We start from the raw sequence: 19569 nt of genomic DNA, 5'->3' as shown, positions 1-19569 counted from the left end.
CCAAGCTGGTCTCCATCGCAGATACCAGCTTGAATCACGCTCAACGGAGACTGTGAATCCCTTTTGTCAACACGGCCTAGATCCCAGTTGGGCTCGCTACCAGAGGGCGGAGAACCCGGCGCGCGTTCGCCCGGGGCCTTCCGCCGACCTGCCCGAGGGCTCGATCACATGGACAGCAAAGCCCCAATCACATGACAATAAGATCTTCTGGGACTGCTCCACATCTTGTAGTTTGACGTCAAAAGCCCCCTTGTTTTTGATCTTCGCTCCTCCGATATTGAACGAATAAAGAACATTTGGGGGTGGTATGGCGGTTCCACAGGCTCGCTTCACTGAATTGCTCGATGATATCGAGCCCAGTCAAACAACGAAGACTAGGGCTTCAGGCGGGCACACTGGGATCCGGGACCATCTGCGAACTCAAGCTCAGTTCAAGGACAGGTATGTTTCCAGCTTCCTGTCAGGAAGCTATGCGCGTAGCACCTCTATCCGACCCCGCAGTACCGCTGAAGGCGTCGAGCGCCCTGATGTGGACATCATCGTCGTAACCAATTTCACAACCAACGATCATCCCGACAATGTGCTCAGGGAAATCAGCCGTTCTCTGCTGGATGGTGGCAACGGCTACCCAGTAGAGCGGATCAACAAGCGATCGGTGCGTGTTGAGACATGGCAGGCCGATATGGATATTGTTCCGGTCCTGTCCACCTGGAACGGTTACATGATCCCTGATCGTGACACTGGAACCTGGAAGTTCACAAACCCTCCCGTTCATACCGACTGGAGTACGAACCAGAATCAGAGGTTCGGCGGTCGGTTCAAACCACTTGTGAAGCTGTTCAAGTGGTGGCGCCGGATTAACCCGAGTGGCCGTCGCCCGAAGGGGTTCGTGCTCGAGGTTCTGGCTGCCCGGCATGCGCCAACGGCCGAGACGCATTACGGAGAGGCATTCGCGCAACTGCTGGCTGACATATACAGCGCATATGCTTGGATGGCAGTGAACAATCAGAAGCCGGTGATTGCGGACCCCGCCGATCCATCGAATGACATCCTCGGAAAGGTGACCGTCGCCCAGTGGAAAGATTTCATCGAAAAGGTTCGTGTCTATGCCGACGTCGCTCGTCGAGCGCAGGATGCAACTGACTTGGATGAGGCCACCCGTCTTTGGCGTCGGGTATTCGGTGACCGCTTCAAATACACGGCAAACCCGGCAAGGGCAGCAAACTATGGGGGCTTCGCAGCAGCAGCGCCCGTGGGCGCCGGATATACCTTCCCGAATTCAATGGCCGCTCCAGTCAACAAACCCCGTGGTTTCGCTTGAAATTCTGGTGGCTTCTCGAGTCAGCAAGACTGGCGGCAGAGATCGCCGCCGTTGAGGCCCTCGCAGGCGATGAGGGCTGGTTTGACCTAGAGCGCTGGCGCTTCCATGAGAAAATGTTCTGTGCGGAAGGCGTCCTGACTGCGCATGGCCACCGATATCCGGTCCGATTGATTTACCCGGATCAGTATCCTGAAGTGCCCGCGTGGGTTGAACCGCAGGGTGAGGCACGTTGGAGCGCCCATCAATATGGAACGGGCACGCTGTGCCTCGAGCTTCGCCCGGACAACTGGAACGCTGCGGCCACGGGTGCCGATGTGCTGCGCAGTGCTTATAATCTGCTCAGCATTGAGAACCCGCTTGGAGGAGGCGAGGCCCGCGCGCCTTCAGCGCATGATATTGGCGAGCTGCAGGCCTATGGTTGGTGGGAATTTCCTGTTTTGATCGGTGCCGCCTGTCTCGCACGGATCCGAGACGGGGCCGCGGTTGGCCTCAACGCGGTGCGTTGGTTCGCTCATGACGATCTCTGGCCTATCATGATTCATGATGAGGCGGATCGAAGCCTCATGCAGCGCCCACCGGACGCCGATTTCTATAGTTGGCGTACCGCCATACCGGTATATGTCTCTGAAAATCCTCCCCCTGCGCCGCGGGCACTGGATCGTGCTGGGCTCGTTCGCGCAGCGGCTTTCGATTTTATGACAGCCGCCATCGTGGAGGCCTCGACGGCTGCAGTCGTCATATTTCGGGCAGGTGAGCAGGTCGAGATCTTTCATCTCACAGAGGACGGGGGAACCTTTCGGCGGCATGTGCTCGTTCTGCCAGACGAACTCGGTGCACGTTCCGCACGCGCCGAGGGCGCGATGTCAAAGCGCGTGACGATTGTGGGTACCGGTTCGGTGGGGTCGAAAATCGCTGAAACGCTGTTGCGCTCCGGCGTTCACCATCTCACCCTCGTTGACGGTGATGTGATGCTGCCCGGGAATCTGGAGCGCCACGTGCTGGACTGGCGTGACGTGGGGTTTCGCAAAGTCCATGGCTTGAGGCGTCATCTTCTTCACATCGTTCCCGGCGCTGATATTCAAGTTATCGATACCAACCTCAATTGGCAGCGATCTGCAAAGACACATGCATGGCAAGTAGAAGTGTTGTCCGGAGGGGATGTTATCCTTGATGCGACTGGCGATCCTGCAACAAGCCTTTTTCTTGCCGCAGTGGCTGAGGCCAATGGCCGCGCTTTCGTGTCCGTCGAAGTGTTCGAAGGTGGAATCGGCGCTGCTATTGCAACCTGCATCGCCCCGCGAGATCCTCCCTTCGTTGAAGGGCGTGCAACGTTTCTGGCGTGGTGCGATGCTCAGGGCATCAAACCGCCTGGGGCCGGGACACGTCGTTACGAAATGTTGGACGCCGGCGGCGAACCCATTGTCGCCGATGACGCAGCTGTCACCATGACAGCCGGGCATGGGGCACGCACAATACTCGACATTCTGGACGGCTCTCCTACCTCGCCGGATTCTGCCTGGCTTTTGCTTGGCTACAGGAAAGAGTGGCTGTTTGATGGGCACGGACACACAATTCGCCTGAACGTCGGAGAACGCGGCGAGCGGACCGCGCCGGAAGAAGTCCCGGAAGCGATCTCGTTCGCGGTCAACCTGTATAAGGAGAGGGCGAATGAAGGTGGCGCTGGCGGCTGACCAGGCCGAAAAACTCGTCGCCGCGCTTGGCCACGCGGGCGTGAAAGAAATAGGGGGCCAACTGTTCGGCGAACAGCTGGCACCATCAAACTTTAAGGTAACTGAGCTGTCCGTCCAGTCACGTCCTGGCAGCTTCGCGCGGTTCGTCGTCGATCTGATGCAAGCTGCCAAAGACGCCGTTCGTTTCTTCGACAGGACCGAGCATCGGTACACGCGGTACAACTATATCGGAGAGTGGCACAGCCACCCGAGCTTCCAGATACGGCCCAGTGGCCCTGATATCGCCGCCATGCGGAGCATCGTCGACGATGAGAAGTTTGCTGGTTCTTTTGCGGTCATGATGATCGTGCGGCTGGATGTCGGGCGGCTCACCGCCGGCGCATGGGTTTTCGACCCGCAAGGCGCAGAAGAACCAATAACATTGGAGATCCAGACTTGAGCAATAGTGACACCGTACCCGCCTTGACCGACGCCCGAGGGATGGGAGGGATAATCGCCCAGGATGGCTTTGACTATCAGCTATGGGATGGTTTAGTGCGGTTGCCAGCGTGGCTGGCCAATCCAGCTTTCGAAGAGATGATCTTTGAGGGTCTGGAAGATCTGGAAGCGCGGTTCTTTGCACCTCACGCACCCAGAGAGCGTCTGCTCGAGCGGTATCAGGCAAAAGTCGGTGCGCTGGCACCTGCGGATGTGCGGGCGGTGCTTCAGAATTTTTTCGAGTTCGAGGCTGCTTATCCGAGCGCAGCACGCGTTCAAACCCTGGTGACACCGCGACTGCCGCCAACTGTCAGCTGGCTAGCCCGCGATCCTGAACGTGTGCGAAGGGCTCGCCCCTTCTACGCTCCGTTTTCTGATGTCATGGCGGCAAGTGACGCCGAACTGCAAAAGCAGCTGATGGATACCTACGGAGACGCCCTTGGGGCATTTGTGGCCGCTTCTGTTGAAATCAGCGAACGCAATTTACCTGCACATGATGCTGCCGTGGTTATGTTTCGCCTGGAACTTGATCGGGTCTTTCCCACACTTGAGGTCTCTCAAAAGCGCGTTTCTGCGGCGTTTGATGCGCTCAGCTTATTGGCTCGGCGCTCCATAGGTGCACCGCTCGCGCGCGCTATCCTTTGCCAGACCATTGAGGGTGCCATTGGTCGCCCGCTTCCTCTCCCCGAGACATTTCCTTTGCATATCCGTTCTGATCGAAATGAGGTGAATGGAGAAAGCCTTGAGATCAACGCCAGTCCATTTTCCGGAGGCGATGGGGCATTCCCGTCGCAAGCAGACTGGACAGACAATCTTCTCGCCCCCTTGAGCCGCACCTCGAACTGGCTGAAATGGCAGTCTGTGCCCCGCATCACTCTCAGCGGCTCTTATCGATTGACGACAGCGATGGCGATCGGGCACGCCTTCCGATCCGCGGTTGGTTTCGAACTGGACATCCCGACACGCGACGGTTTCTGGGCAACCGACGAACGCCCCTCACCTGACATGAAGCAACCGTGGAGGATCTCAGAGCCGAATGCTCTTCATGGCGATCAACTCATCGTTTCGGTGGGTGTTCTGCGGGACCCTTCTGCCGATCTCGAGCAGACTGCCAGCATTCCCGCTCAGTCCGTATTGGCCATGTACCTTAAAGAGCCAATCTCATCAGCCAAGAGCGCACAGGCTGCTGTTTCGGTGATAAAGCGTACAGTGGACATTGCGGTTGCCAGGTTGCGCCCACAAGGGGTTCAGCTCTACTTCGCTGGGCCAGCGGCACTCGCTGTCGCGCTTGGTCACCGCTGGAATGCGGTAGCACCGACACAATTGCACGAGTTTGTCATGTCAAAGCGCAGCTACGTCCCTACTGCATTGATTTGAAGGCGAAACGTCACGCGCGACCGACATTGCGTTTGCCCTCGGGCTAGTCGGTACTAATTGCCCTCGGCGCGGGCGTAGCCGGCTGAGCTGCTGCCGGTTTCTTGGACAGCAAGTTAAGCTAGCATAGCGCGGGCCTCGAATTCCATGGGGCTGATGTAGCCGAGCTTCGAGTGCCGCCTGCGCGGGTTGTAGAAGCGCTCGATGTAGTCAAACACGTCGGCACGGGCTTCGTCGCGGGTCCGATAGACCTTGCGGTTGGTCCGTTCGATTTTCAGCGACGAAAAGAAGCTCTCCATGGCCGAGTTGTCCCAGACATTCCCGGCCCGGCTCATGGAACAGTTGATGCCGTTGTGGGCCAGCAGGCGCTGGAACTGCTCGCTTGTGTATTGGGAGCCCTGGTCCGAGTGATGCAGCAGCGCGTCCGCCTTGCCGCGGCGCCAGACGGCCATCATCAGGGCATCCATGACCAGCGTGGCATCCCTCTCGGCCTTCATCGACCAGCCGACCACGCGGCGGGAGAACAGGTCCAGGACAACAGCGACATAGAGCCAGCCCTGGGCGGTCCAGATGTAGGTGAAATCGGCCAGCCACTTCTGGTTCGGGCGATCCGCTTCGAAATCACGATCAAGGACGTTGTCGGCGATCACCGAGCGCTCGCCGTCGTCCTGGGGCTTTCTGCGCCGTTTTGGGCGTGCTTTCAATGCGTTCTGGCGCATCAACCGCTCGATCCGATGAAGGCCGCAGATCAGACCCTCTTCAAGGACGTCATCCAGACACGGCGGGCGCCATAGGTCCGGTCGCTGGCCTTGAAACTCGTGTCGATGGCCGTGACGAGCTTCGCATCAAGGATCGCTCGGTCGCTGAGAGGGCGGTTCAGCCATGCATGGAAGCCCGAACGCGAAACCTCCAGAACCTCGCACAGCCAGCTGACCGGCCAGATATGGCGGTGCTTCGTGATGAAGGCGAACCTCAAGTCGCTTCCCTCGCGAAGAATGCCGCGGCTTTTTTTAGGATGTCACGCTCCGCCTTGAGCTTGGCGACCTCTTTCTTCAGGACTGCGATCTCTGCCAGCTCGGCACGCTGCTGGCCATTGCCGGGAAACGCCGTGACAGGGGCCGCTGCGGCCTCCCGCATCCAACGTCGCAGCACGCTCTCAGCCAGATCCAGATCCCGGGCTGCCTGCGCCACCGCAACGCCACGCTCCGTCACCAGCTTCACAGCCTCAAACTTGAACTCCTTCGTGAACTTCCGTCTCACCATGTCCGATCTCCGTTTCCTTGGTCACGATCTTATCTTCGTGTCCACGAAACCGGCAGCAGGCCAGGCAGTGCCGCGATATACACCTTAGCGCCTGACCTAAAGGAAAGCCCCCTCGCCCCCCTGTCGGCCTATTGAGCTGTGTAACGTAGTTGGTTCTGATGCTTTGACTGCAACCGGCGAGTTGTTCCCGCATCGCTACCACAGATCGAGTATTTTGCCGCAAAACTGACTGACTGACTGACTGCTCCGGGGATTGCCGCCCCGCAGCATTGGGCGGGGCCGACCGGCGGCTATGGGCCGACTGCGCCGCCGCGATTGCGCCGGCCCCGAGGAAGACCTTATCGCATTGCCGCATGACAGCTTCGAGCCTTTAACGGACCTTCGCATACATTCTGCAGTCTCGTGGAGCATCAGAGATATTCGGGTGCAGGAAGTAGCGCCTCAGCACTCCTTCGAAAGCCATACCGGTTTTCTCCAGCACCCGCGCTGATGCAGCGTTATCCACATCGCAGAAGGCTTCGGCTCGGTGGATGTGCGGATGGTTTAAGGCGTGCTCAACAAGCCATTGCATGATTTCGGTGGCACAGCCCATCCCCCAGCTAGCTGGGCTGAGCACATATCCGTAGTCCACGGTCGATCCCCGCAAGTGGGGGTGAAACATGCCTATCAGTTCATCCGGCGCTTCACGATCAAAGGCAACCAAGGGAAAGCCCGTACCGTCATCCCATTCCTTCATCACTTGCACAAGAAACGCCCTTGTCTCCTGGACAAGCTGATGCGGTTTCCAGCCTAGGTAACGGGTTGCGATTACATCCGTCCCGTAGCTATCGAAGATGGCCTCGGCGTGATCTGGAGCCACCCGCCTCAGTAGATACCGGTCAGTCTGATACTCTTCGGGAAGGCGATAAGCATCGTTCATGCCAGCATCATAAGCGGTTTCCGACAGCGAGCAACGTCAGCTAGGTCCCGCAAAGCGGGCCCCGGTCGCGAAATGAATCAAGCAACCGCGGCGAATGGCAGGTCGGGCAACGCCGCAACGCGGCGCCTGAAGTCGGGATAAATGGGGCGATGGGCCGAACCGGCGGTCAATCGAGCTGCCGGAGGCGACCATCGAGCCTAGTCCCGTTGGGACAAGATAGTGTCCAAAAAGGACAACTATCGTGGCAATCAATACGGGGAAAAATGGTCGGAGCGAGAGGATTCGAACCTCCGACCCCCTGCTCCCGAAGCAGGTGCGCTACCAGGCTGCGCTACGCTCCGACCGTGACGGGGCAGGTAGCGGGTGGCGGGGGGGATTGCAAGCGGTTAGCGGCGCGAGGGCGGGGAAAAATCGCGGTGCCGGGGTCGGGGGTCGCGGGGCGGAGGAAGCGCGTCGTGACCCGAGGGCGCCCCGCCCTGCTCGGAGGTGTCAGCCTCAGACGTTGACCCGCCCGGCGACCCGGCGGGCACCCCTGGGAGGTTGACCCGCCCAGCCGAACGACCGGGCGGCCCCCCGAACGTTGACCCGTCCGGCGCAAGCACCGGGCGGGCTCGTCATCAGGCGGCGGCCAGCGCTGCCACGATCCGGTCGCCCATCTCGGCGGTCGAGACGGGGGTGCCGCCCTCGGGGCCCATCAGGTCGGCGGTGCGCACGCCATCGGCCAGCACTTTCTCGACCGCGGCCTCGAGCGCGTCGGCGGCGGCGCCCTCGTTGAAGGAATAGCGCAGCGCCATTGCGAAGCTCAGGATGCAGGCGATGGGGTTGGCCTTGCCCTGGCCCGCGATGTCGGGGGCCGAGCCGTGCACCGGCTCGTACATCGCCTTGGGCCGGCCGTTCTCCATCGGCGCGCCGAGCGACGCCGAGGGCAGCATCCCGAGGCTGCCGGTCAGCATCGCCGCGGCGTCCGAGAGGATGTCGCCGAAGAGGTTGTCGGTCACGATCACGTCGAACTGCTGCGGGCGGCGGACCAGCTGCATGGCGCCGTTGTCGGCGTACATGTGCGTCAGCTCGACGTCGGGGTATTCGTTTTCGTGGACCCACTGGACCTCTTCGCGCCAGAGGATGCCCGATTCCATGACGTTGGCCTTCTCCATCGAGCAGACCCGGTTCGCGCGCTTGCGGGCCAGCTCGAAGGCGGCGCGGGCGACGCGGCGGATCTCTCCGCTGGTGTAGCGCTGGGTGTTGATGCCGACGCGGCCGCCCTCGTTGTCGGCGTTGTCATGGGCGTGGATTCCGCGCGGCTCGCCGAAATAGACGCCCGAAGTCAACTCGCGCACGATCAGGATGTCGAGACCGGCGACGATCTCGCGCTTGAGGCTGCTGAAGTCGGCCAGCGCGTCGAAGCACTGGGCCGGGCGCAGGTTGGCGAACAGGTCCATCTCCTTGCGCAGGCGCAACAGGCCGCGCTCGGGCTTGACCGAGAAATCGAGGTTGTCATAGGCCGGCCCGCCGACGGCGCCCAGCAGCACGGCATCGACCGACTGGGCCTTGTCCATCGTCGCGTCGGCCAGCGGCACGCCGTGCTTGTCGTAGGCGGCGCCGCCGACCAGATCCTCGGACACCTCGAAGCGCATCCCGCGGTTGGCCTGGAACCAGTCGATGACCTTGCGGACCTCGGCCATCACTTCGGGGCCGATGCCGTCGCCGGGCAGGATGAGCAGGGAATAGGGCTGGGATGCGCTGGGGGACGGGGTGGGGGACATGGGGCCTCCGGGGATGGCGGATTGGGGGTGTCGGATGTCGGACCTCGCGTAGCCGTGCCCCGACGCTGGGTCAAGTTCACGGCCATTTGGCTTGCGGTCCGGCCGCCCATGGGTCGGTATGGCGGCGCCACGAGGGCGGCGCGCCGCCCGTCCCATCACCCCCGACGACGCGCCCGCGACCCCGGACGCCGCAGACCGCCACGCGCCGCACGACCGGCACGAGCCAAGGAGACCCGACCATGAAACCCACGCACGCCGCCCTGATCGCGATGCTGCTCATGTCGGGGCCCGCGCTGGCCGATGGCGGGGTCAGCGTGCCGCTGCCCGACACCTCGGGGATGCCGGCGGCCGAGGCGAAGGCGCTGATGTCCGAGCTGGCGCAGGTGAACGTCATCACCTCGAACTGCCCGGCCTATGCGCTCGACGACGAGGACTGGACGCTGATCACCGGGACCGGCGACCAGTTGGCCGCGCAGCTCGGGCTGGATGCGGCGGCCTATGACAAGCAGGTCTACGGCCCGGCGTTCAAGCTGCTGGACGACCCGCAAGCCTGCGACCGGATCGGCCCGACCGCCGCGCCGCTGGTCGCGCGGCTCAAGGGCATGGGCGCGGGCGGGGCGGCGGCGAGCCAGTAGGCCCGAGGCCGCGGCTAGGCCGCTCAGCCCATCCCGCGGCTGCCGTCCGGGCCCCACTTCGCGTGGTCCACGCGCCAGGACCAGATCGCGACCGCCACCCACATCCCGTTGTAGAGCAGCCCGGCGATCAGCACGGCCACGCCGGGGATCGGCCCGATCGCCGCCCGTCCGATCAGGTCGTGGATGTCCTGCGCCGGGAACGGGTGGATGGCGATCTTGCCCCAGTAGGCGGTGGACTGGATGGCGAGGATCCAGATGAAGTTGCGCCTGAGCCGCCGCCCCAGCGCCTGCGCCATGCTGATGTGGTGGACCGGCTCCTCGTAATCCGCGGCCAGCACGTCGCGCCAGCCGGGGTCGACATGATCGCCGCGCAGCATCGGCGCATAGAGGTGCTTCTCGATCCAGCGCGCCCGCGCCCGCCAGACGTTGAAATAGCGGTAGCGGCGCGCCTCGAAGACGAGGAACACCAGCAGCAGCATCCCCACCACCAGCAGCGGCAGGGCCGAGGCCGACGGGCTCGAGAAGGTCGAGGTCAGCGCCACGCCCATCATCACGATCGACCAGTTCGTCGTGTTGTCGAGGCGGGTGCGCCAGACCGTCGAGCGATAGACCTCGCCGCGGTAGAGATGCGCGATGGCGCCGAGTTGGGCCGAGTCGAACTCGGTGAGCCGAGTGGCGAGCGGCGGGGCGACGGCCACCGCCGGCGACGCCGCGGGCAGGTCCTGGTCGAGCGGGTGGGCCGCGCCGTCCGCCGGCGGCGGGTGCGCCGGCTCATCGGGCGGCAGCGCGGCCGAGGGGGCGCAGTCGGCAAGGTCGGGCGGCTCGGCCGGGGCCGCGACCGGCGCCCCCGGCCCCTCGCGCATCACCGCCTCGGCCGGATCGGGCCGGGACGGGGCGCCGGGCGCCTGAGCGCCGCCGGGCGGGCGCTCGGTCGGCGGGGGGCCGTCGGGGGGGCGAGACGTCATGGCGCAACCTCCACATCCACCCAGACCAGCCGGTGGCGCGAGGCGGCGGCCACCACCTCGGCCAAGGGCGCGCCCGGCGCGGGCCACAGCACGCCCGCGGCGCGCACGGTCAGGTCGCGCGAGGGCAGGACCAGGTCCACCCGCAGGTTACCCGGCCCGTCCGCTTCGGGCCAGTCCGCGGTGTCGAGCGCCGGGTCGCCGCGCTGCCGGGCGTTGGCGCCGTCCCGCGCCGCCGCCGCGCCGCCCGCGCTCGCCGGGCGCGGGTCCTGCGCCCGGGCGATCAGCGCCCGCAGCGCCTCGGGCCGGCCCTCGCCGTCCTCGGGGTCGAGGTTCGCGTCGCCCAACAGCACGAAGCGGGCGGGCGGCAGGCGGGTCAGCCAGAACGCCGCCTCGTCATGGTTGCGCCGTCCGTTGCGATCCTCGGGGCCGTCGAACACCGGCGGCGTGGCCGACCAGGCGAGCAGGCGCAGCGGCCCGCCCGGCGTCTCGACCGGCACCTCCCAATGCGCGGTCGAGGAGAGGCGCTGCACCACGGCCACCTCGGGCGGGGCAGGGGGCATGAGGTTGCCCGGCAGGTCGCGCCAGAGCCAGCCTGAGTGGTCCGTCACCGGCCCCAGCGGAAGCCGGGACAGCACCGCCATGCCGCCCTGCCCGGTGAAGAGCCCGAAGCCCTGCGCGTCGTCCGCCGTGCCCGTCCGCCCGTCGCTGTCGAGGTCGAGCGCCGTCGCCATGCCGCTGTTGGGCTGGCTGGCATGGCGGTGCGGATAGCGCGCCCCCGCGGCCTCGAGCCGCGCGGCGAGCGCGTCGAGGGCCAGCCCGTCGTGGTCCCAGTCGATCCCGGTCAGCAGCAGCACGTCGGCGCGCGCGGCGGCGATCACCTGGACCACCGCGGCGATCTGCGCATCCTTGCCGTCGGTGATGTCCTTGAGCAGCAGGCCCGGCCCCTTGCGGGTCAGCTCGGGCGAGAAGGTGGCGATGCGCAGCGTCCCGGGCGCGGGCGCGGGCAGCGCGCCGGCCTCAGCGCCCCCGTCCGGCGCGACCGGACCGGGCGCCTCGCTTCGCGGAACTACGCTAGGGTCCGGGGCAGCGCCCCGGTTTGCGGCGATCGGCGCGACCCCGCCGGGGTCGGAAAGGCCAATCTGTGGTCCCGCGGCGACCAGCGCCGCCGCGGCGAGTGTTGCAAGGCCGCGCCTCAGACCCACGGCTGGGACTGGGCGATCCGCGCCTCGTAGGCGTCGATCGCGGGGGCCTTCTCCATCGTCAGGCCGATGTCGTCGAGCCCGTTGAGCAGGCAGTGCTTGCGGTGCGGGTCCATCTCGAACGGATAGGCCGTCCCGTCGGCGCCCGTCACCGTCTGCGCCTCGAGGTCCACGGTCAGCCGCGCGTTGGCGCCGTTCTCGGCGTCGCGCATCAGCGCCGCCACCGCCGGCTCGGGCAGCACGATCGGCAGGATGCCGTTCTTGAAGCAGTTGTTGTAGAAGATGTCGGCGAAGCTGGTCGAGATCACGCAGCGGATGCCGTAGTCGAGCAGCGCCCAGGGCGCGTGCTCGCGCGACGAGCCGCAGCCGAAGTTGTCGCCCGCGACGATGATCTGCGCCTCGCGCCAGGCCGGCTTGTTCAGAACGAAGTCGGGGTTCTCGGACCCGTCGGCGGTATAGCGCATCTCGTCGAACAGGTTCTTGCCCAGCCCCGAGCGATGGATCGTCTTCAGGAACTGCTTGGGGATGATCATATCGGTGTCGATGTTGACCAGCGGCATGGGCGCCGCGATGCCGGTCAGGGTGGTGAAGGGGGTCATGGGTTCCTCGGATCAGGGTCGGGGCGCCGGCTGGGCGGTTGCTCGGCCAGGCGCCGTGAAAGCTGCGGAGACGTCGGCAGAGGCCGGGGGATGGATCATCCCCCGAGCCCTCAGGCCTCGACGCCCATCACCTCGCGGACGTCCACCAGATGCCCGGCGATGCCCGCCGCGGCCGCCATCACCGGCGACATCAGGTGGGTGCGGCCGCCGCGGCCCATCCGGCCCTCGAAGTTGCGGTTCGAGGTCGCGGCGCAGCGCTCGCCCGGTGCGAGCTGGTCGGGGTTCATCCCCAGGCACATCGAGCACCCCGCCAGCCGCCACTCGAAGCCCGCGTCGGTGAAGACCTTGTCCAGCCCCTCTTCCTCGGCCTGCATCCGCACCAGCCCCGAGCCGGGCACCACCATGCCGCGCACGCCCTCGGCGAGGTGACGGCCGCGCAGGATGCCGGCGGCGGCGCGCAGATCCTCGATCCGGCCGTTGGTGCACGAGCCGATGAACACCGCGTCCACCTTGATGTCGGTCAGCGCCATCCCGGGCGTCAGCCCCATGTAGTCGAGCGAGCGGCGCGCCGCCTCGACCTTGCCGCCCTCGAAATCCTCAGGCGCGGGGACCCGCGCGCCGATCGGCAGCACGTCCTCGGGCGAGGTGCCCCAGGTCACCACCGGCTCGATGTCCTCGGCGCGGATGGTGATGACCTTGTCCCAGTGCGCACCCTCGTCGCTGGAAAGGGTCTTCCACCAGGCCAGAGCGGCCTCCCACGCGGCGCCCTTGGGGGCGTGGGGGCGGCCCTTGACGTAGTCGAAGGTCTTGGCGTCGGGCGCGATCAGACCTGCGCGGGCGCCGCCCTCGATGGCCATGTTGCAGACCGTCATGCGGCCTTCCATCGACAGATCGCGGATCGCCTCGCCACAGTATTCGATCACGTAGCCGGTTCCGCCGGCGGTGCCGGTCTTGCCGATCACCGCGAGCGTGATGTCCTTGGCCGTCACGCCGGGACGCAGGCGCCCGGTGATCTCGACCTTCATGTTCTTCGACTTCTTCTGGATCAGCGTCTGGGTGGCGAGCACGTGCTCGACCTCGGACGTGCCGATCCCGTGGGCGAGGGCGCCGAATGCGCCGTGCGTGGCGGTATGGCTGTCGCCGCAGACGACGGTCATGCCGGGCAGGGTCCAGCCCTGCTCGGGGCCGACGATGTGGACGATGCCCTGGCGGACGTCGTTCATCGGATAGTAGTTCAGCCCGAAGTCGCGGGCGTTCTTGTCCAGCTCGGCGACCTGCACGCGGCCTTCGGGGTTCTCGATCCCCATCACCCGGTCGGGGGTGGTGGGCACGTTGTGGTCCGGCACGGCGATGGTCTGGTCTGGGCGGCGCACGCTGCGGCCGCTCATCCGCAGGCCCTCGAAGGCCTGCGGGCTCGTCACCTCGTGGACGAGGTGGCGGTCGATGTAGAGCAGGCAGGTGCCGTCGGGCTGGCGATCGACGACATGGGCGTCGAAGATCTTGTCATAGAGCGTGCGGGGACCGGGGGTGGCGTCAGCGCCGTGGGTCTGGCCGGGCATGGCTGTCACTTTCATCAAGGATGGCGGGCGAAGCAGGGGGATGGACCCGGCCGCGTAAGGGGGGACCGGTCCGGCGCGCAGGGCGGCGGCCCCCGAACGGGGCGCGCGGCCGCGGCCGCCGGCTCAAAGTCGCGCGGTGACGGTCCGGCTGACGCCGTAGAAGCGGCCGGGCAGGCGGACGCGATCGTGAATGTCGAAATACCGGAACATCTGGACGCAGATTAGGCACCTCGGCGCCGGGCTTCAAGCGCCGAGCGCAGGGTCCACAGGCCCGTTTCCGGCGATTCCACCCCCCAGGCGTTGAGATGAGCGCGAAACGTGCTATCTTTGTCCCATCCCGGCGCCGGGGCATTGCGGCGCGCTGACCGGAGGAAGTCCCCTGTCCACCACCGTCCCGTCGCCGCAACCGGCGACCGCGACCACCGCGGGCCAGAGCGAATCGCTGCTCGACCGCATCCTGTCCTCGCTCGAAGACGACAAGGCCGAGGACATCGTCACCATCGACCTGCGCGGTCGCTCGGCCATGGCGGACCACATGGTGATCGCCTCGGGCCGCAACGCCCGTCAGGTCGCGGCCATCGCCGAGCACCTGATCGACAAGCTCAAGCAGGACCTGGGCCTGATCGCCCGCATCGAGGGCAAGGACACCGGCGACTGGGTGCTGATCGACACCGACGACGTGATCGTTCACATCTTCCGCCCCGAGGTGCGCGAGTTCTACCAGCTCGAGAAGATGTGGACGCCGGCCGACGCGCTGGGCGCGCTGCGCGCCGACGCCGCGCGCGACGCGGGGCGCGAGGCGGCCGAGTTCCGGGCGCCGAACTGACCGCCCGGCCAGGCGGGCCGACAGCCCACGGGGTGGCCGCGCTATGATGCGCCTGCGGATCGCGGCGGTCGGCCGCCTCGGCGCGCGCACGCCCGAGGCGGCGCTCATCGACGACTATCTGAACCGGTTCACCCAGACGGGACGGGCGCTGGGCCTCGGCCCGGCCTCCATCGCCGAGGTCGAGGACCGCAAGGGCGGCGGCAAGGCGGCCGAGGCCGCGCTGCTCTCCCGCCAGATCCCCGAGGGCGCGGCGCTCATCGCGCTGGACGAACGCGGGCGCCTCATCTCCTCACCCGACTTTGCCGCTGCACTCGCGCGCTTCCGCGACCAGGGCCGCCCCGAGGCGGTATGCCTCATCGGCGGCGCCGACGGGCTGGACCCGGCGCTGCGGGACCGCGCCGATCTGGTACTCTCGTTCGGGGCGATGGTCTGGCCGCACATGCTGGTGCGGGTGATGCTGGCCGAACAGCTCTACCGCGCGGCCACCATCCTCGCCGGCGGCCCCTACCACCGGGCCTGAGCGCGGCGCGCGCCTTCTTTCTTGCCCAAATATCCCGGGGTCCGGGGCAGAGCCCCGGTCCGGCGCTTACAGCATCCCCGGCAGCACCAGATCCGGCGGCCGGTGGCCATCGGCGAAGGTCTTGATGTTGATGATGACCTTCTCGCCCATCTCGAGCCGCCCCTCGACCGTGGCCGAGCCCATGTGCGGCAGCATCACCACGTTCGGCGCCTCGCGCAGCCGCGGGTTGATCTCGTGTCCGTGCTCGAACACGTCGAGCCCGGCGCCGGCCAGCTCTCCCGCGCGCAGCATCCGGGTCAGGGCGTTCTCGTCGATCACCTCGCCGCGCGAGGTGTTCACGATCACCGCCGAGGGCTTCATCAGCTTCAGCCGCCGCGCGTTCAGCAGGTGGAAGGTCGAGGGCGTGTGCGGCGCGTTGATCGACAGGATGTCGACGCGGGCAAGCATCTGGTCGAGGCTTTCCCACCACGTCGCCTTCAGGTCCTCCTCGACCTCGGGGCGCAGGCGGCGGCGGTTGTGGTAATGGACCTGCATCCCGAAGACGTTGGCGCGCCGGGCGATGGCCTGGCCGATCCGCCCCATCCCGAGGATGCCGAGCCGCCGCCCGCCGATCCGCCCGCCCAGGTGCGAGGTCGGCGCCCAGCCCTCCCAGCGGCCGGCCTGCATCTCGGCCAGCCCTTCGGGGATGCGGCGGGTCACGGCCAGCATCAGCGCGATGGCCATGTCGGCGGTGTCCTCGGTCGCCGCGCCGGGGGTGTTCGAGACGAGGATGCCGCGGCGGCGCGCGGTCTCCACGTCGATGTGATCGACGCCGGCGCCGTAGTTGGCGATCAGCCGCAGCCGCTCGCCGGCCCCGGCCAGCAGGTTGGCGTCGATATGGTCGGTCACGGTCGGCACCAGCACGTCGGTGTCGCGCATCGCGGCGGCGAGTTCCTCGCGCGTCATGCGCACGTCCACGTCGCGCAGCTGCACGTCGAACAGCTCGGCCATCCGCGCCTCGACGGGCTGCGGCAGTCGCCGCGTCACCGTCACCTTGATCCGATCACGAGGAGATGCGGTGTCCGTCATGCGACTTCTCTTTCAATGCCCAACCAGCTTTGGCAAACTGCCCGCAAGGCGGGGCCGGCACAAGACCCCGAAGGGACAGCACCATCGGCCGCAGTGACGCAGGGCGCGCGTCGGCGGCGGGATGCAGCGACGAGTCGAGGAAGGCAATTCATGGCACGGGCACTCTTTTCGGCACCGTTCGCGCGGCGCAGCGCGGGACGCATCGCGGCAACGGCGGTGCTGCTGGGCGGGGTGGCGCTGGCCGTCGTCGGGGCCGGCTCCGGCGAAGCGGCGCCCCAGGCCGGGGTGCCGGGCGCCACCGCGGCGCAGCCGAAGTCCGCCCCCGCGGGGCAGGGCGGCAAGCTTTCGGCCGGGGCGGTCGCCGACGGGGGCGCGGCAGGCGACGGGGCGGCCGTGGCCGAGGGGGCGGGCGAGGGCGCCCCGGCGGCGATCGACGTCAACCCCACGGACATCACGGCGGATTCGCTGATCTCGCGCCATCAGGACGCGCCCCGCGACCCGCATCGCGGGCCGGTGACGAACCTGCCGCTGCCGCGCTACGTCAGCCTCAAGGGCGGCGAGGGCAACGCCCGGCGCGGCCCCAGCCTCTCGCACCGCATCGACTGGGTGTTCCGCCATCCGGGGATGCCGCTGCGGGTCGTGGCCGAGTTCGGCCACTGGCGCCGGGTCGAGGATCAGGACGGCGCCGGCGGCTGGGTGCACTACTCGCTGCTCTCAGGCGTGCGGACCGCGATCATCACCACCGACATGGCCGAGCTGCGCGCCCGCCCCGACACCAACGGCACGGTCATCGCACGGGCCGAGGCCGGGGCCATCGTCCGTCTGCACGAGTGCAACCGCGACTGGTGCCGCGTCTCGGGCGGCGGCGAGAAGGGCTGGGTGATCAAGACCTCGCTCTGGGGCGTGGACGCGGCCGAGACCCGCGACTGACCCGCGCCAGCAGCGCCACAACACCGCCGAAATGACGAACGCCCCGAGGATGATCCTCGGGGCGTCGTCGTGTCAGGACACTCGTCCCGGCCGATCAGGCCGAGATTACATGCACTTGTAGTAGGTCAGCGTGGTGGTGTCCTCGGTCACGCGCATCACGCCGGGACGCAGCGAGATGTTCAGCTGGCGGTTCGCGGCGCCCGAGCAGCCCAGCGAGACGCTGGTGAAGTTCGTCTCGACCTTCGACGAGGTCGCGGTGCAGTTCGCGGCCGGGAAGGTGAAGTTGCGGCCCTGTATCGTCAGGCGGCCCTTCGACGCCGGGTCGTTGCACTGCGAGGCGACGAGGTTCCAGGTCCCGTCGAGCGAGTCCGGGGCGTTGATCGCGCCCGAGGTCGCGGTCGGGGCAGCCGGGGCGACCGCCGGGCCGTCCACGACGACGACGGGCTCGGCACCGGGGGTGGTGACGGTGGTCGTGGTCTGGCCAGGCAGACAGGCCGACAGCGACATGGCGGCCACCAGGGCCAGGGCGGGCTTCAGATAGGTCATTTTCAGGTTACTCCCTCTTGAAAATGAAATGCGACGGGGCGCTGAGGTCACAACGCGCCAAGCATCCGGTTTCGTTCCCGAAATATCGTTGACCTGCGCAGAAACCTGCAAGCCCGTCGCAACGTCGCGCCACGCGTCGCGCGGAAGGTGTGGCCGGGCCGCCGCGGTCGCTTCATCCGCCGAGATCACGGGCAATCACGCGCGCGTGATCGGCCGTGGCTCAGGCACTGGCGCCGGGCCCGACGGCCCCGCGGCCGCCGCACACCGGGCAGCCCGGCCGGGCCGCGATTCCCAGCCGGCGGGTGTCGCCCCACAGCCCGTCAAACAGCACCATCTGCCCGCGCAGCCCCGCCCCGCTTGCCGCCCCAGGCCCCCCCGCGACGCCGATCCCGGCGATCAGCTTGACCGCCTCGAGCGCCATGAGGCTGCCCACCACGCCCGGCAGCGCCCCGACGACGCCGGCCTCGGCGCAGGACGGGGCAAGGCCCGGGGCGGGCGCCTCGGGGAAGAGGCAGTTGAGGCAGGGGCCGCCGCGGGCGGGATCGTAGAGGGCGACCTGCCCCTCCCACTGGGCGATGGCGCCGGCGATCAGCGGCACGCCCGCGGCAACGCAGGCGGCGTTGACGGCCTGCCGGCTGGCGAAGCTGTCGGTGCCGTCGAGCACGAGGTCGTGCCCGGCGACCAGCGCGGTGTCATCGGCGGTGACGCGACGCAGCAGCGGCGTGACGGCGACGTGCGGGTTCAGCCGGGCGAGCGCCGCGGCGGCGGCCTCGGCCTTCGGGGCGCCGAGGTCGTCGGTGGTGAAGATCACCTGCCGCTGCAGGTTCGACAGCCCCACGGCGTCGTCGTCGGCCACCGTGATCCGCCCGACTCCGGCCGCGGCGAGATACAGAAGCACCGGCGCCCCCAGCCCGCCCGCCCCCACGACCAGCACCCGCGCCGCCCGCAGCCGCCGCTGCCCGGCCCCGCCCAGCTCGCGCAGGACGATGTGGCGCGCGTAGCGGTCGAGCTCCGGGTCGGTCAGCGGCCCGTGCGGATCGTCGGGCGGCGTGGCCGCGGGAGGTGCCAGCGGAAGGGGCGGGGAGGGAGCCACCTCGGCCCCGGCGCGCGGCGCGGCGGTGGTCGTCCCCGGCCGGGCCTCGACCGTGCCCCCGGTGCGCCCGCGCAACAGCCGCAGCAGCGCGGCGTAGCCCAGCCCGAGCAGCAGCGCCGCCCCCCCCACGGTCCACCAGGCGAAGTCCTCGGGGCCGGGCGCGCCCCGCAGCCCCAGCCAGACCATCCCGGCCAGCCAGACCGCCGCCACCGCCGCGATCAGCCCGCGCAGCCCCCAGCGCCAGCCGACCAGCCCGGCACCGATCGCGCCTGCGACGACCCAGATCATGTGGCCCCCGTCGAGCCGAAGCCGCCCTGCCGCCCGGTCGAAGCCGAGAACGCCTCGACCTCGGCCAGCACCGGGCGGACCACGGGGACGAACAGCATCTGCGCGATCCGCTCGCCCGGCGCGATCGGGATCGGCGGCGCGCCGGGAGGGTTGCGGTTCCAGGCGCTGACCATGATCTGCTGGGTATAGTCGGCGTCGATCAGCCCGACGGCATTGCCCATCACCAGCCCCTTGCCGTGCCCGAGCCCCGAGCGCGGCAGGATCAGCGCGGCCAGATGCGGGTCGGCCATGTGCAGCGCGATCCCGGTCGGGATCAGCACCGCCGCCGCCCCCGCGACGATCTCGACCGGAGCGACGAGGCAGGCCCGCAGGTCGAGCGCGGCGGAGCCCGTCGTCTGCCAGTCGGGCAGGCCCCAGTCGCGCAGGCGCGGATCGAGCACCCGGATCTCGACCCGCGGGGTGGTGGCGAAACTCATCGGCCTCTCCTTCGATTCTCGGCCCCGCCGGGGCGGGGTCGCTCGCGCCCTCCCATA

Annotated in this window: 18 protein-coding genes, 1 tRNA gene and 1 pseudogene; 8 read left to right on the top strand and 12 right to left on the bottom strand. The window is 67.4% G+C overall.

What is annotated here, in order from left to right; all coding sequences use genetic code 11:
- Window positions 1-307 precede the first annotated feature (307 nt).
- Genes BLW17_RS09260 through BLW17_RS09245 form a run of 4 tightly spaced genes read left to right on the top strand, consistent with a single transcriptional unit; the run spans window position 308 to window position 4866 of the window.
- The gene (locus BLW17_RS09260; protein WP_074826478.1) at window positions 308-1321 is read left to right on the top strand and encodes an SMODS domain-containing nucleotidyltransferase; all 1014 of its coding nucleotides are present in this window, start codon (window positions 308-310) and stop codon (window positions 1319-1321) included.
- Window positions 1318-3012, top strand: coding sequence for a ThiF family adenylyltransferase (locus BLW17_RS09255; protein WP_074826475.1), 1695 nt, complete (start codon window positions 1318-1320; stop codon window positions 3010-3012). Before BLW17_RS09260 ends, BLW17_RS09255 begins: the two co-directional genes overlap by 4 nt.
- The gene (locus BLW17_RS09250; RefSeq protein ID WP_036730786.1) at window positions 2990-3451 is read left to right on the top strand and encodes a Mov34/MPN/PAD-1 family protein; all 462 of its coding nucleotides are present in this window, start codon (window positions 2990-2992) and stop codon (window positions 3449-3451) included. Before BLW17_RS09255 ends, BLW17_RS09250 begins: the two co-directional genes overlap by 23 nt.
- A 23-nt stretch (window positions 3452-3474) precedes the next feature.
- Window positions 3475-4866 carry an SAVED domain-containing protein gene (locus BLW17_RS09245; protein WP_231572704.1) on the top strand — a complete coding sequence of 464 codons (1392 nt, stop codon included), beginning with the start codon at window positions 3475-3477 and terminating at the stop codon, window positions 4864-4866.
- Window positions 4867-4979: 113 nt separating this feature from the next.
- On the opposite strand, the pseudogene BLW17_RS09240 reads toward BLW17_RS09245, so the two are convergent.
- The 4 genes and pseudogenes from BLW17_RS09240 to leuB form a co-directional block, all read right to left on the bottom strand.
- Window positions 4980-6126, bottom strand: a pseudogene (locus BLW17_RS09240) (IS3 family transposase).
- Between the two features lie 370 nt (window positions 6127-6496).
- A complete protein-coding gene (locus BLW17_RS09230; RefSeq protein WP_074826469.1) occupies window positions 6497-7045 on the bottom strand; it encodes a GNAT family N-acetyltransferase in 549 nt (182 codons plus the stop codon).
- Window positions 7046-7309: 264 nt separating this feature from the next.
- Window positions 7310-7386, bottom strand: a tRNA-Pro gene (locus BLW17_RS09225).
- Window positions 7387-7662: 276 nt separating this feature from the next.
- On the bottom strand, window positions 7663-8808 hold the full coding sequence (gene leuB, locus BLW17_RS09220; protein ID WP_036737109.1) for a 3-isopropylmalate dehydrogenase: 1146 nt from the start codon (window positions 8806-8808) through the stop codon (window positions 7663-7665).
- A gap of 239 nt (window positions 8809-9047) precedes the next feature.
- On the opposite strand from leuB, the gene BLW17_RS09215 reads away from it, so the two are divergent.
- Complete coding sequence (locus BLW17_RS09215; protein WP_036735876.1) at window positions 9048-9443, top strand: hypothetical protein; 396 nt, start codon at window positions 9048-9050, stop codon at window positions 9441-9443.
- 23 nt (window positions 9444-9466) lie between these two features.
- Here BLW17_RS09215 and BLW17_RS09210 read toward each other — a convergent pair whose 3' ends face one another.
- From BLW17_RS09210 to leuC, 4 genes are all read right to left on the bottom strand, one after another.
- Window positions 9467-10408 carry a DUF2270 domain-containing protein gene (locus BLW17_RS09210; RefSeq protein ID WP_231572834.1) on the bottom strand — a complete coding sequence of 314 codons (942 nt, stop codon included), beginning with the start codon at window positions 10406-10408 and terminating at the stop codon, window positions 9467-9469.
- Entirely contained in the window at window positions 10405-11610 is a 1206-nt protein-coding gene (locus tag BLW17_RS09205; protein ID WP_331429092.1) for an endonuclease/exonuclease/phosphatase family protein, read from the bottom strand. The genes BLW17_RS09210 and BLW17_RS09205 overlap by 4 nt, the downstream gene beginning before the upstream one ends.
- Window positions 11601-12206 (bottom strand): 3-isopropylmalate dehydratase small subunit, encoded by a 606-nt coding sequence (leuD, locus tag BLW17_RS09200; RefSeq protein WP_036735874.1) that lies wholly within the window; start codon window positions 12204-12206, stop codon window positions 11601-11603. Before leuD ends, BLW17_RS09205 begins: the two co-directional genes overlap by 10 nt.
- A gap of 110 nt (window positions 12207-12316) precedes the next feature.
- Window positions 12317-13765, bottom strand: coding sequence for a 3-isopropylmalate dehydratase large subunit (gene leuC, locus BLW17_RS09195; RefSeq protein WP_036704830.1), 1449 nt, complete (start codon window positions 13763-13765; stop codon window positions 12317-12319).
- A gap of 442 nt (window positions 13766-14207) precedes the next feature.
- On the opposite strand from leuC, the gene rsfS reads away from it, so the two are divergent.
- Both rsfS and rlmH read left to right on the top strand, forming a co-directional pair.
- Entirely contained in the window at window positions 14208-14591 is a 384-nt protein-coding gene (gene rsfS, locus BLW17_RS09190) for a ribosome silencing factor (protein ID WP_414811508.1), read from the top strand.
- Between the two features lie 46 nt (window positions 14592-14637).
- On the top strand, window positions 14638-15111 hold the full coding sequence (rlmH, locus tag BLW17_RS09185) for a 23S rRNA (pseudouridine(1915)-N(3))-methyltransferase RlmH (protein WP_036735879.1): 474 nt from the start codon (window positions 14638-14640) through the stop codon (window positions 15109-15111).
- Between the two features lie 66 nt (window positions 15112-15177).
- Here the strand turns inward: rlmH and BLW17_RS09180 are convergent, their stop codons facing one another.
- Entirely contained in the window at window positions 15178-16179 is a 1002-nt protein-coding gene (locus BLW17_RS09180) for a 2-hydroxyacid dehydrogenase (RefSeq protein WP_036704831.1), read from the bottom strand.
- Between the two features lie 393 nt (window positions 16180-16572).
- Between BLW17_RS09180 and BLW17_RS09175 the strand changes: the two genes are divergently transcribed.
- On the top strand, window positions 16573-17109 hold the full coding sequence (locus BLW17_RS09175) for an SH3 domain-containing protein (protein ID WP_052172043.1): 537 nt from the start codon (window positions 16573-16575) through the stop codon (window positions 17107-17109).
- 105 nt (window positions 17110-17214) lie between these two features.
- Here BLW17_RS09175 and BLW17_RS09170 read toward each other — a convergent pair whose 3' ends face one another.
- The 3 genes from BLW17_RS09170 to dut all read right to left on the bottom strand — a co-directional run bounded on the left by BLW17_RS09170 (window position 17215) and on the right by dut (window position 19512).
- On the bottom strand, window positions 17215-17655 hold the full coding sequence (locus tag BLW17_RS09170; protein WP_052172040.1) for a hypothetical protein: 441 nt from the start codon (window positions 17653-17655) through the stop codon (window positions 17215-17217).
- 220 nt (window positions 17656-17875) lie between these two features.
- A complete protein-coding gene (locus tag BLW17_RS09165; RefSeq protein ID WP_074826466.1) occupies window positions 17876-19036 on the bottom strand; it encodes a HesA/MoeB/ThiF family protein in 1161 nt (386 codons plus the stop codon).
- Window positions 19033-19512, bottom strand: coding sequence for a dUTP diphosphatase (gene dut / locus BLW17_RS09160; RefSeq protein ID WP_036737139.1), 480 nt, complete (start codon window positions 19510-19512; stop codon window positions 19033-19035). The genes BLW17_RS09165 and dut overlap by 4 nt, the downstream gene beginning before the upstream one ends.
- Between the last annotated feature and the right edge of the window lie 57 nt (window positions 19513-19569).

Source organism: Paracoccus sanguinis, assembly GCF_900106665.1.
GTDB classification, from domain to species: domain Bacteria; phylum Pseudomonadota; class Alphaproteobacteria; order Rhodobacterales; family Rhodobacteraceae; genus Paracoccus; species Paracoccus panacisoli.
The sequence above is the reverse complement of the archived record's forward strand: the minus strand, read 5'-3'. Positions and strand labels throughout refer to the sequence as shown.

What these genes read in the sequence shown, in the direction of transcription:
- rlmH (WP_036735879.1), top strand. Translation starts at nt 14,638, where the DNA reads ATGCGCCTGCGGATCGCGGCGGTCGGCCGCCTCGGCGCGCGCACGCCC.
- BLW17_RS09165 (WP_074826466.1), bottom strand. Translation starts at nt 19,036, where the DNA reads ATGATCTGGGTCGTCGCAGGCGCGATCGGTGCCGGGCTGGTCGGCTGG.
- BLW17_RS09260 (WP_074826478.1), top strand. Translation starts at nt 308, where the DNA reads ATGGCGGTTCCACAGGCTCGCTTCACTGAATTGCTCGATGATATCGAG.
- BLW17_RS09215 (WP_036735876.1), top strand. Translation starts at nt 9,048, where the DNA reads ATGAAACCCACGCACGCCGCCCTGATCGCGATGCTGCTCATGTCGGGG.
- BLW17_RS09210 (WP_231572834.1), bottom strand. Translation starts at nt 10,408, where the DNA reads ATGACGTCTCGCCCCCCCGACGGCCCCCCGCCGACCGAGCGCCCGCCC.
- BLW17_RS09170 (WP_052172040.1), bottom strand. Translation starts at nt 17,655, where the DNA reads ATGACCTATCTGAAGCCCGCCCTGGCCCTGGTGGCCGCCATGTCGCTG.
- BLW17_RS09230 (WP_074826469.1), bottom strand. Translation starts at nt 7,045, where the DNA reads ATGAACGATGCTTATCGCCTTCCCGAAGAGTATCAGACTGACCGGTAT.
- leuC (WP_036704830.1), bottom strand. Translation starts at nt 13,765, where the DNA reads ATGCCCGGCCAGACCCACGGCGCTGACGCCACCCCCGGTCCCCGCACG.
- leuD (WP_036735874.1), bottom strand. Translation starts at nt 12,206, where the DNA reads ATGACCCCCTTCACCACCCTGACCGGCATCGCGGCGCCCATGCCGCTG.
- leuB (WP_036737109.1), bottom strand. Translation starts at nt 8,808, where the DNA reads ATGTCCCCCACCCCGTCCCCCAGCGCATCCCAGCCCTATTCCCTGCTC.
- BLW17_RS09250 (WP_036730786.1), top strand. Translation starts at nt 2,990, where the DNA reads ATGAAGGTGGCGCTGGCGGCTGACCAGGCCGAAAAACTCGTCGCCGCG.
- BLW17_RS09180 (WP_036704831.1), bottom strand. Translation starts at nt 16,179, where the DNA reads ATGACGGACACCGCATCTCCTCGTGATCGGATCAAGGTGACGGTGACG.
- dut (WP_036737139.1), bottom strand. Translation starts at nt 19,512, where the DNA reads ATGAGTTTCGCCACCACCCCGCGGGTCGAGATCCGGGTGCTCGATCCG.